Here is a 16,062-nt window from a genome sequence, read left to right on the forward strand (position 1 = left end):
ATTATGTTATTGGATGTTATGACTCTTTTTCTTTCTGCTTTAGCTTCATAATAAAGCGCGTTTAGCATAAAAAATGCGTTTCTCTAAGACACATTGCATGATAGGGCTCTTAGGATGTTTTTCGATATCAGCAAAAAATGATGGTGTTTTTGTTGCTTCTATACATGCGACGTTCGATCATTTTTTGCTGGATAAGTACCGATAATACGCAATTCGGCAGAAAAGAACAACAATTCTTCTAAGGCAAGTTTCATCATGGGGTCTTCAGGATGCCCTTCAATATCAACAAAGAATTGTGTTGCATTAAAATTTCCACCAATTTGATAGCTTTCTAATTTTGTCATATTGATGCCATTCGTTGCAAATCCTCCCATGGCTTTGTAGAGAGCAGCAGGGACATTACGCACTCGAAAAAGAAGACTGGTGATAATTTTTTCACCATTTGTAGGTTTGGGGACATGTCGTTTAGATCGTGAAAGAATGACAAAACGAGTAATATTATGAGGATTATCTTCAACATCTCTTTCAAGAATATCAAGCCCATAGAGTTCTGCTGAGATCAGAGGTGCTAAGGCTGCTTGTGAACGTTTAGCGCTTTTTTTAACAAATTTTGCAGCTCCAGCCGTGTCTTCAGAAACAACAGGTTTCCAACCATTATTTCGTATGATTTTTCGGCATTGTGCAAGGGCATGCGTATGGCTGTGAACGGTTTTAATTTCGTCATGGGCAACACCGGGCAAAACCATGAGTTGAAAATGGATAGGTAAAAAATATTCATCAACAATATAAAGAGATGATTGCGGTAAAAGATGATGAATGTCTGCAACGCGTCCAGCAAGAGTATTTTCAATAGGGATCATAGCAAGATCAGCTTTCCCACTTTCCACTAAATGAAGGGCGTCTTCAAAGGTAGCAGAGGGAACAGCTTCCATATGAGGAAACATATTGGAGCAAGCAATATGGGAATTAGCACCGTATTCCCCTTGGAAAGAGATTTTATTGTTTTTTTTGAGTGTTTTCATGCTAAAATCTTACGTACTCTATCGAGATCACGTTGTGTGTCCACACCTAAAGGAATCGTATCGACTATTTCCACATCGATACGCATATTATGTTCTAATGCACGTAATTGTTCAAGTCTTTCACGCATTTCAAGTGTAGAGGGTTTGAATGATACAAATTTCTCAAGTGCTTCGCGCCGATAAGCGTATAGTCCAATATGATGATAAAGAGGACCATCTCCATAAGGGGCTGTGGCGCGCGTGAAATAAAGAGCTCGCAGGCGATTTTGAGAAAGTGGTGTACCAATAATTTTGACGACATTGGGATCTCTTTTTTCATCTTCCTCGATGATTTGAGTTCCCAAGGTTGCAATATCGGTAAAACTATTTTCTAAAGGACGTAGCGCACTGATGATTTCATGAGGCATTATTGTTGGGAGATCACCTTGTATATTCAAAATAGCATTATAACGTTGTTCAGGGTCAATGCGCATTAAAGCCTCATAAATGCGATCAGAGCCAGACTTATGATCATCTCGTGTTATGAGATATTCATGTCCATATTCTGCAACTGCTTTAGCAATATCGTTATGATCTGTGGCAACGATTGTACGCCCTATTGCTGCTTTTTTAGCTTGTTCTACGACATGAACAATCATCGGTTTTCCTGCGATTTCAGCGAGGGCCTTTTGAGGAAGACGGGTTGAGCCTATACGGGCAGGAATAAGAATAATCGGTTCAAGAGCCATTGCAAGATTCCAAATGTCGCCTATGATACATTTATGATGTTGTGTGTTATAAAGAAAAAGCTTAAACTGAAAATGGTAATGAAACCGTGAACATTTGAGTTTTTATGAAACGCTCGAGAGCTGTCTATTTTATTTGCGCGTGTTTATGTGTGTTTGTCATTGTTGTGGGAATTTCTACACTCAGTGATATCGTTTATGACCATTCCACATCCGTTGAATATCGTCATACCGTTGCTCAGAATAATACATTTAAAGAAGAACAGAAAGAGCCCGTAGTTTCTCTATCACTTAATGATCGCCTTCAGCAAGGAAATCTTGAAAATGGGCGTAAAATTTTTCGTCAATGTGCCATATGCCATACTTATGGACGCAATCAAGCAGGGCGTGTTGGTCCAGTTCTTTGGGAGATTGTTAATCGTCCTTTGGCATCAACAGCAGGTTTTGCCTATTCACGGGCATTGCGTGCGCATTCTGATCAAAAATGGGATTTTGTAACGTTAGATCGTTATCTGCATTCTCCACGTCAAGCGTTTCCTGGGACCATTATGTCTTTCCGTGGCATTAAAAATGACCAAGATCGTGCCGATCTTTTGCTTTATTTACGTAGTTTATCTGATCATCCTGTTCCCATACCAATGGATAATAATAAAGCAAGCGAGCCAAACTGACTTATATTATAGATACTCATTTTAGAAAGAAGTTTTATTTTTTATAATTTAGTTTCAAGGTGTTATAAAAAATATGAATTGGTTTGTTTGTTAAAATTAGGATTCTATCTAACTATGTTAGAAGTTAAAAAGAGCGCCTTATTATTCTGTAATGTTTATTCTATGATGATACTAAGAGTGACGGATAACTTAACAGTCATATTTGTAATTGTGCATTTTACATCGAATGAGTTTATTGGAGTACGATGACACAAATATAAGTTAAAGGGCAATGATGTGGGAATAGGTGGTGAAAGTCTGGAAGATATTTTCCATTAGGTCTTCTGATAAGCTTGATCAATGATCCTTTTTTTTCTTTTAACAGTAATAATTGTTATTCTTTTTCCCATTATATTTTTGTTCACAAAGAATGATTTTTTAGAAGAAATAACGACGGTAACGCGTTATCATAATATGTGCACAAAGTTAGTAAATACATAGTTTTTATCTCCATATTTATTGCAATGAAATTTTCATTATAACTGTTCACTGTTTAACAGAGATTTATTGATTGATATTCTCTATTTGCTCAATGGTATAGGGTTTTTATAATATACATTATCGTCAATCGTATTACTCTTTTTTCTTTTTATTCTCTTTTGCTAAAGGGGATTGCTGATGAATTTTTAAGTATTGTTTCTTATAGGGATATCTCTCAAAGCACCTAGGCCTATTTCATGGCGCCGACTATGAATGGTATAAAGATAAAGCCATTGAGTACTGCCATCTTTACGCTTATGAAGGAGAAAACCGACATCATCACACATTTTGCCAGCTTTTGAGTGTTGCAAACCACTCCTTGGCACGTAAGGCGGCTTATAAGAGCTATTTTAAGTCCTTTCTTATACAGTTTTATCCCTACACTCATTTCGCTTGTAATGCGCATAATGCGTAAGCAAGTGATTTTGATTGATTCAAAGTCAACAGGTTTGGAGTAAGAAGATCTTACGATATTCGGGTTTCTCATTTAATATGCAAAGCAGTGAATTATCTTTATAAGTTAATATTTTACCTTATAGAAAAAATGCTATTTTTTATGATACTGAGGAAGAGTTTGAACAAATTTTCATTATAACCGGTTTTTATTCGTTTTTATTTACAACAAAATTGTATAGCTGGATGTTGTGACTACATGCGTAGTATTCTTGATAATATAGTTGTTGGGAATGAAACTTTAGCATTTCCTTTTTATTTTCAAAAGAAGAGAAGTATTTTTTAAAGAAAATGTATTCTATTGATATTAAGATGGTTTTTAAGAACCTTTTGCTTCACTTTTTCCCCATGTGCTTGTAAGCAAGATTATTGTTGAAGGATTATTAATTTATGAGCTACAGTTTCTTACTTCTGAATGTAATGATTGTGTGATTAAAGTCCTGCATGAGGTTGTTTTCGCTTCTTCTAGGCATCATTATTATCCCCATGTGTTTTTCTTGTGAATAGAGACAGCCGATTATTTTTATAGATACAATAAGCATGTAACAATTTGTTTTTAATGATAATTTGCTGTTTTGTATGTTGAATGAAAAACTCGAATAATGAAAAACTCGAATACTGTGGAATTCTCCCATTTCAAATTTGTTGACTTTGAATCAATCAAAATCATTTGTTTGCACGTCATAAGTGGGGTTGGCATGTGGTAAAAAGGATAGAAGAAAGGACTAAAAATAGCTTTTATAAGCCGCCTTACGTGCCAAGAGCTCTATTGTAATATTGGGATTTGCAAAGTGTGTGATGGTGCCAGCTTGCTTCTAAGCTGCATGATGAATAGATACATTTTCTCTTGAAGTTATGGTGCAAGTACAGATCATTGAACTTTTATAGCATCGATAACGAAAATATGATTTAAATTATTTATTTATAGATTATGGTTTGAAGCAAGTACTTTCATGTGAAGCAATTTTTATGTCTGAAGAGCCAAATGAAAATGATTGAGTAGAATTCTGCGGATTGTATTTTTATCCACCTTGAAAATTCTTTACACAAGAACATTGATGGCAGCTTCGTTTGCACAAGTCTTTAATTATTTGACATGAAATGACGCTGATAATTCATGATAGAGGAGATTTTTCTACAAAAGATCTTTAATGTGATAAACTTAATCATTCCCATTATTTACAGCATTTTGATGATTTTCGGTAAAACATTAGTGTTACAGTTTCAATATATATCACGAGAGGCTTGAAAATGAGTAGGGATAAAATCATGGTTCTCCATGATTATTCATAGCTATGGTATTTTCTCTGGAATTTGATCTTTTATAGGTAATAACATTAAATTGCGCTAATAGCCCATTATAGAGAAGAATCTTCCCTACGAGTGGTTCTCCGATGTTTGTGATTATTTTAATCGCTTCCATGGCTTGTAGGGTTCCAATAACGCCGGGTAACACACCAATGATTCCAGCTTCAGCACATGTTGGGATCGTATCGGGTGCTGGAGGAGTGGGGAATAAGTCGCGATAGTGAGGGTTATTGTCCTTATACGGCATAAGGACGGTTAGTGAGCCATTAAAACGCTCTACAGCGCCACTTATTAAGGGCTTTTTGCATTGGGCAGCGTGATCAGCAAGAAGATAGCGTGTGGTAAAATTATCACTTGCATCAACAATGATTTGGTAGGCATTAAGCAGTTTATCCACATTACTTTTTTCTAAGCGTAGGGTGTGTTTTTCAACCACAACATGGGGATTTATTGCTTTTATAGTGGTTTCAGCACTGTCTGTTTTGTTTTGGTTTATTGTATTTGTGTTATGAATAACTTGACGTTGTAAATTGGAAAGTGAAACAGTATCGTTATCGACAATTCCAAGGGTCCCAACACCTGCGGCAGCCAAATAAGTTAAGACAGGTGCCCCAAGACCACCAGCACCCACCACAAGAACACGCGCTTTTTTGAGCTTTTGTTGCCCCGCACCACCAATTTCAGGTAAAATGATGTGGCGTGCATAGCGTTCGATTTCTTCGTTATTGAATTTTGTCTCTGTTTCTTGTGTCATGAATTTTCTCTTGTCATCGTTCTTTTATTGTTTACTAAGTTTATGATGCATAGACCAGTCTGCTTTTAGAATAGGGAGGATTTATTTATGAAAATTGCCATTCAGATGGATCATATTTCAACGGTTCGGATTCAAGGAGATACAACATTTGCACTCGCTTTAGCAGCGCAAGAACGCGGACACTCTCTTTTCCATTATACACCAGATCGTTTATCTTTGTGCGATGGTTGTGTGATTGCACGACTAGAGCCATTAACGGTCTATGATAAAGAGGAAAATCATTATCAATTAGGAAAGCCTGTTCGTACAGAATTAAGAGATATGGATGTGGTTCTTTTGCGTCAAGATCCGCCTTTTGATCTCAACTATATCACCACGACACATTTGTTAGAACGTATTCATCCTAAAACACTTGTTGTGAATGATCCGGCATGGGTACGCAACAGTCCAGAAAAAATTTTTGTGACTGAATTTTCTGATTTGATGCCAGAAACATTAATTACCAAAGATATTGAAGAAATAACAGCTTTTAGAGAGACATTTGGCGATATTATTGTGAAACCACTTTATGGAAATGGGGGCGCTGGTGTTTTTTATTTAAAAAAAGATGATCACAATTTAGCATCGTTGTTGGAAATGTTTTCAGATATTTATCGCGAACCTTTCATTGTTCAGCGTTATTTAGAGGCAGTACGAAAAGGAGATAAACGGATTATTTTGCTTGATGGCACACCTGTTGGAGCCATTAATCGAGTTCCGACAAAAACAGATGTGCGCTCTAACATGCATGTTGGAGGTCGAGCAGAAAATGTTGCGTTAACAAAACGTGATTATGAAATTTGTGAACGCATTGGTCCAGCCTTAAAGAAACGTGGTCTTCTTTTTGTAGGGATTGATGTGATTGGAGATTATATAACAGAAATCAATGTAACGTCTCCTACGGGAATTCGTGAAATTAAGCGCTTCTGCGGTACAGATGTTGCTCATCTGTTTTGGGATGTTGTTGAGTTAAAATGTTCAAAGTAATTTGTTTGACAAAAAGCCAAAACATGGTTTTGTAAAAAAATGATCTATGTTGTTTTTTTATATTTGTTATGCTGCAAATGTGAATTAAAATAACCGTATGATATACATTAAGAGGCTTTGTTCTCAATTTTTAAGGAGTTTATAGATGAGCAGGGTATTATCAATTGGTGTGGGATTGATTTTTGTATTACTGCTGTCCGTAAATGGAGGCAAGGCACGCGATCAAATACAGATTACTGGCTCATCTACAGTTTTACCTTATCAAAAGATTGTTGCTGAGACATTTGGAGAAGTTTATCCGCATTTTAAGGTTCCGGTTATCGAATCGGGTGGGACAGGAGCTGGTATTAAGGAATTTTGCCATGGGATTGGGGAGAACACTGTTGATATCGTTAATGCTTCGCGGATAATGAAGCCTAGTGAATTACAGTCTTGTTTTGATGCTGGTGTGAAAGACGTTGGGGAAATACGTATTGGGTATGATGGCATTGTTTTTGCAACGGATATTAAAGGTCCTGATTGGAAATTACAGCCGATAGATGTTTATAAAGCCTTAGCTGCTCGCGTTATTATAGACGGAAAGTTGCAGTCCAATGATGTTTCGAAATGGAGTGCTGTCAATAGTGCTCTTCCTAATTGGACGATAGAAGCCTATATTCCTGGAGAGAAGCATGGAACTCGGGAAGTTTTTGAGGAAAAATTACTTGCTGTGGGCTGTAAAGAGAGTGGGGCAGTTGAGGTGATGAAGTCTTTAGGAATGGATGATAAGGAGATACACGCTGCTTGTGTCGTGGTCCGTAAGGATGGAAAAGCGGTTGATATTGATGGTGATTATTCTGAAACATTTGCGCGTCTAACTTCGAATAAAACAGGGGTTGGTATTTTGGGTTTGTCTTTTTATCAAAATAATGCTGATAGGCTAAAGGTTGCCGATATTAATGGTTTTGCGCCAACCGTTGAGACAATTTCTAGCGGACAATATCCAGTTTCTCGACCACTTTTTTTCTATATTAAGAAAGCACATTTAGATATTGTTCCAGGTTTGCGAGAGTATGTTGATTTTTTTCTTTCTGATCAAATGATTGGTCCGGATAGCCCTTTGGCTGAATATGGTTTGGTTGTTGCTCCTGAAAACGAGCGTCAAGCACAGCGTTATGATTTTTCTGCTGGTCGGGTAATGATGTTGAAATAATTTTGAGGAATAATTGGGTTTCCGGAGCTAAGCGTTTTGGGTGCTATTTTTTATAAAAACTGAAAGATAAAATGCGCATTTCCTTCATCGTTTTTTTGTTATTGCTTTTTGGGCTTTGTGGTTTTTGTATTTCTTATATGAAAGCCCGAAGTCTTGAATACAAACAACATAAAATGCATTCTCGGGCGTATTACTATGGCTGGTGGACTTTTTTGATTACCGTTATTCCAGCTTTTATTTTTTTAATTTTATGGGATTCGGGGAGTACAATTTATTTAGAATATAACGCCTCTCGAGAGCTTGGGGCTTATAGTGCGCATGTAACAGCACCTGTCAATCATGATCTGCTTTGGGAGGCACTTCGAAGTCTTGTTAAAATGATTCATCGTTTTGAAGGGGATCTTTCCATTGCATCCTATAAGGAAGTGCAAGCACAATTACTTGCGAAAGGATTAATTTTACCTCATGAGACATCGGAGGATATGTTCAAAATAGCACGGTCATGGATGTTTTCTTCTGAAAAGCTTCAATTTATTGGCCATGGTTTCCTTTTTGCTATTGCTTCCTTTGGTTTTATCTGTGGAATAGTACAAATTGCACCTCATCAACGTGCGCGCAATAAGGTTGAATCTTTAATTATTATTGGCTTGGCTTGTGCTTCTATCGTTGCTATTTTGACGACAATAGCCATTGCACTTTCTCTGTTCTTTCAGACAATAAGCTTTTTTCAGTCTGTGTCCTTTTCAAATTTCTTTTTCGGAACGGTTTGGGATCCACGTTTTTCCGCGAGTGGTTCAAGCGATGAAGGAGGACAATTTGGCTTAATACCGCTCCTTGCGGGTACACTTTATATCGCATTTGTTGCTATGCTTTTTGCTGTGCCTATAGGTCTATTTTCAGCTCTTTATATGGCCGAATATGCTTCTGCGCGATTGCGAGCAATTGTAAAACCGTTATTGGAAGTTCTTGCTGGTATCCCAACCATTGTTTATGGTTTTTTCGCTTTGAAGGTTGTCGGACCATTTTTACGTGATCTGTCTGCTTCTCTCTCAGATGGGGGTGGTTTTATTATGGCACAAAGTGTTTTGACCGCTGGCGTTGTGATGGGAATTATGTTGATACCTTTTGTTTCCTCTTTATCGGATGATGTTATTACGGCCGTTCCACGCATTTTACGTGAAGGTTCTTATGGTTTAGGAGCAACACAATCTGAAACAATAAAAAAAGTTGTTATACCCGCAGCACTTCCAGGGATTATGGGAGCCATTTTATTGACGGCATCGCGTGCAATTGGGGAAACAATGATTGTTGTATTGGCAGCAGGTGTTGCTGCAAACTTAACACTCAATCCTTTCGAAGCAATGACCACCATGACGGTTAAGATTGTTAATCAATTGACCGGTGATTTTGAGTTTAATTCTCCCCAAACTCTGGTGGCTTTTGCCTTGGGGATGACACTCTTTGTGATGACACTCTTGATGAATATTCTAGCTCTTTATATTGTGCGTAGATATCGGGAACAATATGAATGAATGAAAAAATTTTTCCTCGTCGCAATATTAGCCTTAAGCGTCGACATTGGGCTGAACGTCGTTTTCGTGCCTATGGTTTGAGTGCTATTTTTATTGGTTTATTTTTTTTATTTGCGCTTTTATGGTCTATCCTTAGTCAAGGCTATACAGCTTTTTTTCAAAGTGAAATGACATTATCGGTTTATTTGGATGAAAAAATCATTGATCCAAGTGGTCAACGTCAAATAAACCCACAAGTCCTAATAACAGCGAATTATCCACTTCTGGTACGAAATGCTTTAGCAAAAAAACTTGATGTAAATCAAAATGATCGAGCCTCTCTACGGGACATTAACCGTATGTTTTCAAAAGGTGTCCGTGTTCAACTGCGTGAAATGGTAATAAAAAATCCAAAATTAATTGGCACAATGCAAAAAGTTAAAGTTTTAGCAGCGGCAGATATTGATTCTGCTTATAAGGGGCAGATTGATCTGCATGTAGCAGAAAAAAACCGAAAAGTTTCTAATCAACAGGTGGAATGGATAAAACGTTTAGCGCATGATGGTACGCTTTATAAGACATTTAATATTGGTTTTTTTACATTTGGTGCTTCAAGTCGTCCTGAGACTGCGGGATTGGGTGTTGCGATCATTGGTTCTCTTTATATGATGGGCATCGTTTTATTGGTTTCACTCCCGATGGGCATAGCAACAGCTCTTTATTTGGAAGAATATGCACGTAAAAATAAATTTACAGATTTTATTGAAGTGAATATCAATAACCTTGCCGCTGTTCCTTCGATTGTCTTTGGTCTTTTAGGACTTGCTGTTTTTATTAATTTTTTAGGATTACCCCGTTCAGCCTCTTTTGTTGGTGGTTTTGTTTTAGCGCTCATGACTCTTCCCACGATCATTATTGCAACACGTTCTGCTCTGCGTGCTGTTCCTCTCTCTATTCGTGCGGCCGCTTTAGGGTTGGGGGCATCAAAAACACAAATGATTTTTCATCATGTTGTTCCTTTAGCTGCACCTGGTATTTTGACAGGCACAATTATTGGGGTAGCTCAAGCTTTGGGTGAAACAGCCCCATTGCTTTTGATTGGCATGGTTGCTTTTGTTGTTAATATTCCTACAACTCCCATGGAGCCGGCAACAGCTTTGCCGGTTCAAATTTTTATGTGGGCAGGTGAAGCAGAACGCGCTTTTGTTGAAAAGACATCGGGGGCTATTATTGTATTAATGATTTTTCTCGCGATCATGAATATTTCTGCGGTTTTTTTACGTCGACGATTTGAACGTCGCCAGTAATTTTAATAAAATAATAACTTCGATAAGATTTTCGTAAGGTGAGTTTTTGTCATGAAGATTAAAATGTGTGGTCAGGATGTAAAGGTTTCTTATGGAGACAAAGAAGCTCTTCACGGTGTTACTCTTGATATTCCTGAACATCAAGTCACTGCTTTGATTGGTCCATCAGGATGTGGAAAGTCGACTTTTTTGCGTTGTTTCAACCGTATGAATGATACGATTGAAGGGGCTAAAATAACGGGTCTTATTACTTTAGATGGGGAGAATATTTATGACCAGAAGATCGATGTTGTAGAATTACGTGCCCGTGTTGGAATGGTTTTTCAAAAGCCTAGTCCTTTTCCAAAGTCTATATTTGAAAATGTTGCTTATGGTCCACGCATTCATGGTTTAGTGAAAACGCGCTCTGAGCTGCATGATGTGGTTGAAAAGAGCTTGAGGCAAGCTGGTTTGTTTGAAGAAGTAAAAGACCGTCTTCATGATCTTGGAACAAGTTTATCCGGAGGACAACAACAACGTTTGTGTATTGCGCGTGCCATTGCGGTTAGTCCTGAAGTTATTTTGATGGATGAGCCTTGTTCAGCTCTTGATCCCATTGCGACGGCACGAATTGAAGAGCTTATTGATGCATTACGGCAAGATTATACAATTGTTATTGTAACACATTCCATGCAACAGGCAGCCCGTGTTTCTCAATATACGGCCATGTTTCATTTAGGGCATTTAGTAGAAGTTGGTGCAACTGAAATAATCTTCACCTCACCCAAAGAACAACGGACACAAGATTATATTACGGGGCGTTTTGGATAGGTGAATTGAGGAGTGTAAAATATGTCTATGAACCATATTGTTCGTTCTTATGATGCAGAACTAAAGTATCTAAAAGCAAGGATTACAGAAATGGGGTGCCATGCAGAAAGAATGATTGAACGTTCTGTTGCATCGGTTGTCTGTAGTGATCTTCAACTAGCAACAACAGTGATTGCTGATGATATGTTTTTAGATGAAGCAGAACGTGATATTGATGAAAAAGCGGTTGCTATTATTTGCAAACGTCAGCCGGTGGCTGTAGATCTGCGAGAAATTATTGGAGCCATTCGTATTTCTTCTGATCTTGAGCGCATTGGGGATATGGCCAAAAACATTGCTAAGAGGACTGTTGCCCTTTCAGAAATACGTCAATCTGCTTCCTTTTATTATGGGCTTGAAACAATTACATCTTTAGCACTCAATCAATTAAAAGAAGTCTTAAATGCTTATACGAGTCGCCTATTAGAGCGTGTTGATGCTGTGCGTGAGCGTGATGAGAAGATTGATGCTTTGTATACCTCTCTTTTTCGTGAGCTTTTAACGTATATGATGGAAGATATGCGCAATATTACGGTTTGTACGCATTTATTGTTTTGTTTAAAGAATATTGAAAGAATTGGTGATCATGTTACCAATATTGCTGAAATGTTGCATTATATTATAACGGGTCATCATATGTCTTCTGATCGTCCTCGCGATGACCTTACGTATAAAGTTGGTGTAGGTGAGAAGAAAATAGATTAAATTTTTCTTAAGTATCTAAAATAAGTTTGTAGATAAATTAAGCATTTTCGTAAAATATAGCTATAGAAAGAATATAATAACCATATTATGAAAAAAACAAAAGGCCACCACGAGGTCGTATAGCAGGGTATTGACTCTTGATTTGACATATTTGTATATTGAATGATATCATCGTTCGTATTGTGATCAGAGGGGATTTTTTCTGTTCATTTTGTTAAACTTTATATTAAGGGGATAGCTGTATTATTTTTATCAATATTGATGCTAAGAGTTTTGATGTTTCAATTTTTTTCGTATGTAGAATGAATGGGTTGTTTTTGAAAGTATCTTAATTTTATTGCGATGAAAATGTGAGGGGTATTATGGGTTGTGTTTGGCTATTAGGAATGACAGTATTGGTCTATAAATTGATATTTTTTTATTATTTATTTCACACAGATAGTTTTTGATTACCACTTGTATTAAAATTTTACTGAGTGATGACGATTAGTTGTATACTTTTTTGAGAGATACATTTAAAGCTTATTTCAAAGTGTGAAATAGCTCAGAGATTATAGGCCAGAGATTATAGGAATGTTTTGCATAAGATGAAAAAAAAATGTTGGGATGTTTTTGTTGCTTGTTGCGTATTGCCGTTGGTTACTGTGGGGTGTGCTGCAAATCATTTAGATGCGGGAAAAGTAAATAATAAGAGAACAAAAACAGTTTCATATCCATTGACAGAGCGCCAATGCCTTATGCGTGCGATGTACTTTGAATCAAATCGCTCAAGTCGTGAAGGAATGATTGCTGTTGGGACAGTTGTTATGAATCGTGTTAATTCAACTGCTTATCCCAAGACAATTTGTGGTGTTGTTGGCCAATATAAGCAGTTTGCTCCTGGCGTTTTAACGCGTCCTATGAGGGAGAAAGCATCTGTTGCTCGTGTAAGAGAGGCCGCTGACGCTGTTTTACGGGGGGAGCGAGATAAGAAGGTTAAACACGCTAAGTTTTTTCATACCGCAGGTTTGTCTTTTCCTTATAGAAACATGCACTATGTTCATGTTGCAGGGGGCAATGCTTTTTATGAAAAACGATCACGTGATGGATCACTTCAAGTTCCTACCAATAATCGTCCTTATGATGTTGCTTATGCTTTTGCTCAAGAACGTTCTGGTCATGTTCCAAACTTTATCGATGAAGGCTTAGAAAGTAAGGGAATAAAGGTAGAAAAAGGTGTATCTTCTTCGACAGAAGTAGCACAATCCAAGGCGGTACAGCTTAAGTCTTTTGCTATGGTTCGGCTTGATAAAGTTCCCATTCCAAGCTATGCACCTCAACATTTAGTTCAGAAAGAAGAAAATAAAGCGATTATGGCATTACCTTCATCCGATCAGTTAAATGCAATTGTTGCAATGTTAGAAAAGCGTCGTAGAAACTGGTAATTTTTTTCGCGACCAAAGAAGGAATATACAGCTATTGCGGCTTATGCATTAAGTAAATCCTTTAGCGATAGTGATACGTATAAATATACGTAGAGAAAATGAGCTCAAAGGCTTTGGAAAAACAATTTAGAATATGACAGCGTAAGGAACCTATTTATTTAAAGAAGGGTATTGGTAATGTATTTTGATATTCATGAGACAATTTCTCCTGAATTGCTTAATCGTCTTGCAGAAGTTACGGTAAAAGTAGGGCTTAATTTACAAGAGGGGCAGGATCTTGTTTTGACGGCTCCAGTTTCAGCATTACCTTTTGTTCGACGTATTGCCTATCATGCTTATAAGGTTGGTGCTGGTGTCATTACACCAATTTTTAGTGATGATATGTTATCGCTTACACGTTTTGAAAACGCCCATACGGCTAGTTTTGATTGTGCTCCTTCTTGGCTTTATGAAGGAATGGCGAAGGCTTTTGAAAATGGAGCTGCACGTTTAGCAATTGCTGGTGATAATCCTTTGCTCCTTTCCAATCAAGATTTTGATAAAGTTTCACGTTTGAATAAGGCAACTTCGCTGGCTTATCAACCTGCTCTCAAAAAAATATCAAATTTTTCTATCAATTGGTCGATTGTTGCTTACCCAACAATAGGATGGGCTGAAGCGATGTTTCCTTCTTTACCACTTAATGAGGCGGTAAAAAAATTAGCCGATGCAATTTTTTCTGCTTCACGTGTTACAGGAGAAGATCCGGTGCAGGCGTGGACTGTTCATAATGAAACTTTGAAGAAACGGTCATCTTGGCTTAATGAGCAGCGTTTTTCTGCTTTGCACTTTACAGGACCAGGGACTGATTTAACGGTTGGTTTGGCAGATGATCATGAATGGCAAGGGGGGGCGTCCGTTGCTCAAAATGGTGTTATTTGCAATCCCAATATTCCAACAGAGGAAGTTTTTACAACGCCTCATGCTCATAAGGTTGAAGGATTTGTTCGCTCAACAAAACCACTTTCCTACCAAGGAACATTGATTGATAATATTGAAGTGCGTTTTGACGCAGGGCGTATTATTGAGGCTCGTGCATCAACAGGTCAGGAAGTTTTACAGCAAGTTTTGCAAAGTGATGAGGGGGCAAGTCGATTGGGTGAAGTTGCTCTTGTGCCTCATTCTTCACCTATTTCTAAGAGTGATCTTCTTTTTTATAATACCCTATTTGATGAAAATGCAGCTTGTCATATTGCTTTAGGGCAATGTTATTCCAAATGCTTTTTAGATGGTGCATCATTGACACCAGAAGAGATTGCAGCACGTGGGGGTAATAAAAGCGTTATTCATATTGATTGGATGATTGGCTCTGGTGAAATTGACATAGATGGCATTAGGCAGGATGGTGGAAGAATTCCTATCTTTCGTAAGGGTGAATGGGCTTAATTCTGTTATGGTGTAAACACGTCATTCGAGATAGGGGATGTGTAGGCTTTCTGGACACGTTACGTATTTTTAGAGTACGTGTTGGATGTTCAAGGCAGGGCTTGAGAATGATCTTTTGTCAAGTGAATCACATGATTAAGAAGCTAAGAGAGCTCTATTCGATGAGGATTTGGGGTGTTTACCAGATAGGATGGGGATCTTCGCTCTTTAAGGATGGAGAGGTAGTCAATTTATTGGTGATATGATTGGAAAGTGCATCAATCATTAAAAAACGCATAATTATTAAAGGGGACTGATGCCAGAGCTTCCTGAAGTGGAGACAGTTCGTCGTGGACTTGAATCTGTTGTCACTGATGCAACGATAATCTCTGTTAAACTTAATCGTAGAGATTTGCGTTTTCCTTTTCCTGAGGCTTTTTCTGAGCGTCTTATTGGCAGAACAATTATAGAACTTGGTCGGCGTGCAAAATATTTATTATTCCATCTTTCTCAGGATGAAACAATTTTAAGCCATTTAGGAATGTCGGGCTCATGGCGTATAGAGAATGATCTTTTGAGAAAAGATTTTTCAAAGACGAGCAAATTGGTTAAGCATGATCATTTCATCATGGTTCTTCAAGCCAAGGATGGTGAAGTTTATCATCTTATTTATAATGATGTGCGTCGCTTTGGGTTTATACTTTTAGTTGATACAGACAAGCTTTCTGAACATCCGCTTTTAAATAAGTTAGGGCTTGAACCTATGAGTAATGCATTTTCTGGTCATTATTTACAAAAGGCTTTTGTTAATAAAAAAATGTCTCTCAAAGGGGCTTTACTTGATCAGTCTATCGTTGCGGGTCTTGGGAATATTTATGTTTGTGAGGCGCTTTGGTGGAGTCGCTTATCTCCACAGCGTTGTGCATTTACATTGGCATCAAAAAAACTACATGCACGTGAACTTGCAGATTCTTTAGCACAGAATATACGCAATGTAGTTTCTGAAGCTATTTTATCTGGTGGCTCTTCTTTACGTGATTATACGCATGTAGATGGTTCACTTGGTTATTTTCAACATGCTTTTTCGGTTTATGGACGAGAAGGTAAGGAATGTTTGGAATGCGGAACGCCTATACTCCGTATTTTACAGGCTGGGCGTTCAAGTTTTTACTGCTCACAATGTCAAAAATGA

Annotated in this window: 14 protein-coding genes; 10 read left to right on the forward strand and 4 right to left on the reverse strand. The window is 37.6% G+C overall.

The annotated features are described in order from the left end of the window. Positions 1-158: 158 nt before the first annotated feature. Together AC6ER9_RS05200 and AC6ER9_RS05205 are read right to left on the reverse strand one after the other, a co-directional pair. Positions 159-1,022, reverse strand: coding sequence for a prephenate dehydratase (locus AC6ER9_RS05200; RefSeq protein ID WP_497073745.1), 864 nt, complete (start codon positions 1,020-1,022; stop codon positions 159-161). Then, positions 1,019-1,750: a 3-deoxy-manno-octulosonate cytidylyltransferase gene (locus tag AC6ER9_RS05205; RefSeq protein ID WP_497073746.1), complete on the reverse strand. Its 732-nt coding sequence runs from the start codon at positions 1,748-1,750 to the stop codon at positions 1,019-1,021. The genes AC6ER9_RS05200 and AC6ER9_RS05205 overlap by 4 nt, the downstream gene beginning before the upstream one ends. Positions 1,751-1,854: 104 nt before the next feature. Here AC6ER9_RS05205 and AC6ER9_RS05210 point away from each other — a divergent pair, with 104 nt between their 5' ends. Beyond that, on the forward strand, positions 1,855-2,418 hold the full coding sequence (locus tag AC6ER9_RS05210) for a c-type cytochrome (protein WP_497073747.1): 564 nt from the start codon (positions 1,855-1,857) through the stop codon (positions 2,416-2,418). 665 nt (positions 2,419-3,083) lie between these two features. On the opposite strand, the gene AC6ER9_RS05215 is transcribed toward AC6ER9_RS05210, so the two are convergent. Together AC6ER9_RS05215 and AC6ER9_RS05220 are read right to left on the reverse strand one after the other, a co-directional pair. Further along, positions 3,084-3,248, reverse strand: a complete 165-nt coding sequence (locus AC6ER9_RS05215; RefSeq protein ID WP_497073748.1) for a hypothetical protein — start codon at positions 3,246-3,248, stop codon at positions 3,084-3,086. Between the two features lie 1,409 nt (positions 3,249-4,657). Then, positions 4,658-5,452 carry a molybdopterin-synthase adenylyltransferase MoeB gene (locus AC6ER9_RS05220; RefSeq protein WP_497073749.1) on the reverse strand — a complete coding sequence of 265 codons (795 nt, stop codon included), beginning with the start codon at positions 5,450-5,452 and terminating at the stop codon, positions 4,658-4,660. An 87-nt stretch (positions 5,453-5,539) separates the two neighbouring features. Here AC6ER9_RS05220 and gshB point away from each other — a divergent pair, with 87 nt between their 5' ends. From gshB to mutM, 9 genes are all read left to right on the forward strand, one after another. Then, positions 5,540-6,478: a glutathione synthase gene (gene gshB, locus AC6ER9_RS05225; protein ID WP_497073750.1), complete on the forward strand. Its 939-nt coding sequence runs from the start codon at positions 5,540-5,542 to the stop codon at positions 6,476-6,478. A gap of 145 nt (positions 6,479-6,623) precedes the next feature. Next, complete coding sequence (locus AC6ER9_RS05230) at positions 6,624-7,670, forward strand: substrate-binding domain-containing protein (RefSeq protein WP_497073751.1); 1,047 nt, start codon at positions 6,624-6,626, stop codon at positions 7,668-7,670. A 71-nt stretch (positions 7,671-7,741) separates the two neighbouring features. Further along, on the forward strand, positions 7,742-9,202 hold the full coding sequence (pstC, locus tag AC6ER9_RS05235) for a phosphate ABC transporter permease subunit PstC (protein WP_497073752.1): 1,461 nt from the start codon (positions 7,742-7,744) through the stop codon (positions 9,200-9,202). Next, complete coding sequence (pstA, locus tag AC6ER9_RS05240) at positions 9,199-10,488, forward strand: phosphate ABC transporter permease PstA (protein ID WP_497073753.1); 1,290 nt, start codon at positions 9,199-9,201, stop codon at positions 10,486-10,488. Before pstC ends, pstA begins: the two co-directional genes overlap by 4 nt. A gap of 51 nt (positions 10,489-10,539) precedes the next feature. After that, on the forward strand, positions 10,540-11,298 hold the full coding sequence (gene pstB / locus AC6ER9_RS05245; RefSeq protein ID WP_497073754.1) for a phosphate ABC transporter ATP-binding protein PstB: 759 nt from the start codon (positions 10,540-10,542) through the stop codon (positions 11,296-11,298). Positions 11,299-11,319: 21 nt separating this feature from the next. Further along, on the forward strand, positions 11,320-12,042 hold the full coding sequence (phoU, locus tag AC6ER9_RS05250; protein ID WP_497073755.1) for a phosphate signaling complex protein PhoU: 723 nt from the start codon (positions 11,320-11,322) through the stop codon (positions 12,040-12,042). Between the two features lie 587 nt (positions 12,043-12,629). Then, positions 12,630-13,466 (forward strand): cell wall hydrolase, encoded by an 837-nt coding sequence (locus AC6ER9_RS05255; RefSeq protein WP_497073756.1) that lies wholly within the window; start codon positions 12,630-12,632, stop codon positions 13,464-13,466. 177 nt (positions 13,467-13,643) lie between these two features. Then, a complete protein-coding gene (locus tag AC6ER9_RS05260) occupies positions 13,644-14,891 on the forward strand; it encodes an aminopeptidase (protein WP_497073757.1) in 1,248 nt (415 codons plus the stop codon). A 295-nt stretch (positions 14,892-15,186) separates the two neighbouring features. Then, the gene (gene mutM, locus AC6ER9_RS05265; RefSeq protein ID WP_497073758.1) at positions 15,187-16,062 is read left to right on the forward strand and encodes a bifunctional DNA-formamidopyrimidine glycosylase/DNA-(apurinic or apyrimidinic site) lyase; all 876 of its coding nucleotides are present in this window, start codon (positions 15,187-15,189) and stop codon (positions 16,060-16,062) included.

This window comes from Bartonella sp. SL317, from assembly GCF_059687655.1.

What these genes read in the sequence shown, in the direction of transcription:
- AC6ER9_RS05200 (WP_497073745.1), bottom strand. Translation starts at nt 1,022, where the DNA reads ATGAAAACACTCAAAAAAAACAATAAAATCTCTTTCCAAGGGGAATAC.
- AC6ER9_RS05205 (WP_497073746.1), bottom strand. Translation starts at nt 1,750, where the DNA reads ATGGCTCTTGAACCGATTATTCTTATTCCTGCCCGTATAGGCTCAACC.
- AC6ER9_RS05210 (WP_497073747.1), top strand. Translation starts at nt 1,855, where the DNA reads ATGAAACGCTCGAGAGCTGTCTATTTTATTTGCGCGTGTTTATGTGTG.
- AC6ER9_RS05220 (WP_497073749.1), bottom strand. Translation starts at nt 5,452, where the DNA reads ATGACACAAGAAACAGAGACAAAATTCAATAACGAAGAAATCGAACGC.
- gshB (WP_497073750.1), top strand. Translation starts at nt 5,540, where the DNA reads ATGAAAATTGCCATTCAGATGGATCATATTTCAACGGTTCGGATTCAA.
- AC6ER9_RS05230 (WP_497073751.1), top strand. Translation starts at nt 6,624, where the DNA reads ATGAGCAGGGTATTATCAATTGGTGTGGGATTGATTTTTGTATTACTG.
- pstC (WP_497073752.1), top strand. Translation starts at nt 7,742, where the DNA reads ATGCGCATTTCCTTCATCGTTTTTTTGTTATTGCTTTTTGGGCTTTGT.
- pstA (WP_497073753.1), top strand. Translation starts at nt 9,199, where the DNA reads ATGAATGAAAAAATTTTTCCTCGTCGCAATATTAGCCTTAAGCGTCGA.
- pstB (WP_497073754.1), top strand. Translation starts at nt 10,540, where the DNA reads ATGAAGATTAAAATGTGTGGTCAGGATGTAAAGGTTTCTTATGGAGAC.
- phoU (WP_497073755.1), top strand. Translation starts at nt 11,320, where the DNA reads ATGTCTATGAACCATATTGTTCGTTCTTATGATGCAGAACTAAAGTAT.
- AC6ER9_RS05255 (WP_497073756.1), top strand. Translation starts at nt 12,630, where the DNA reads ATGAAAAAAAAATGTTGGGATGTTTTTGTTGCTTGTTGCGTATTGCCG.
- AC6ER9_RS05260 (WP_497073757.1), top strand. Translation starts at nt 13,644, where the DNA reads ATGTATTTTGATATTCATGAGACAATTTCTCCTGAATTGCTTAATCGT.
- mutM (WP_497073758.1), top strand. Translation starts at nt 15,187, where the DNA reads ATGCCAGAGCTTCCTGAAGTGGAGACAGTTCGTCGTGGACTTGAATCT.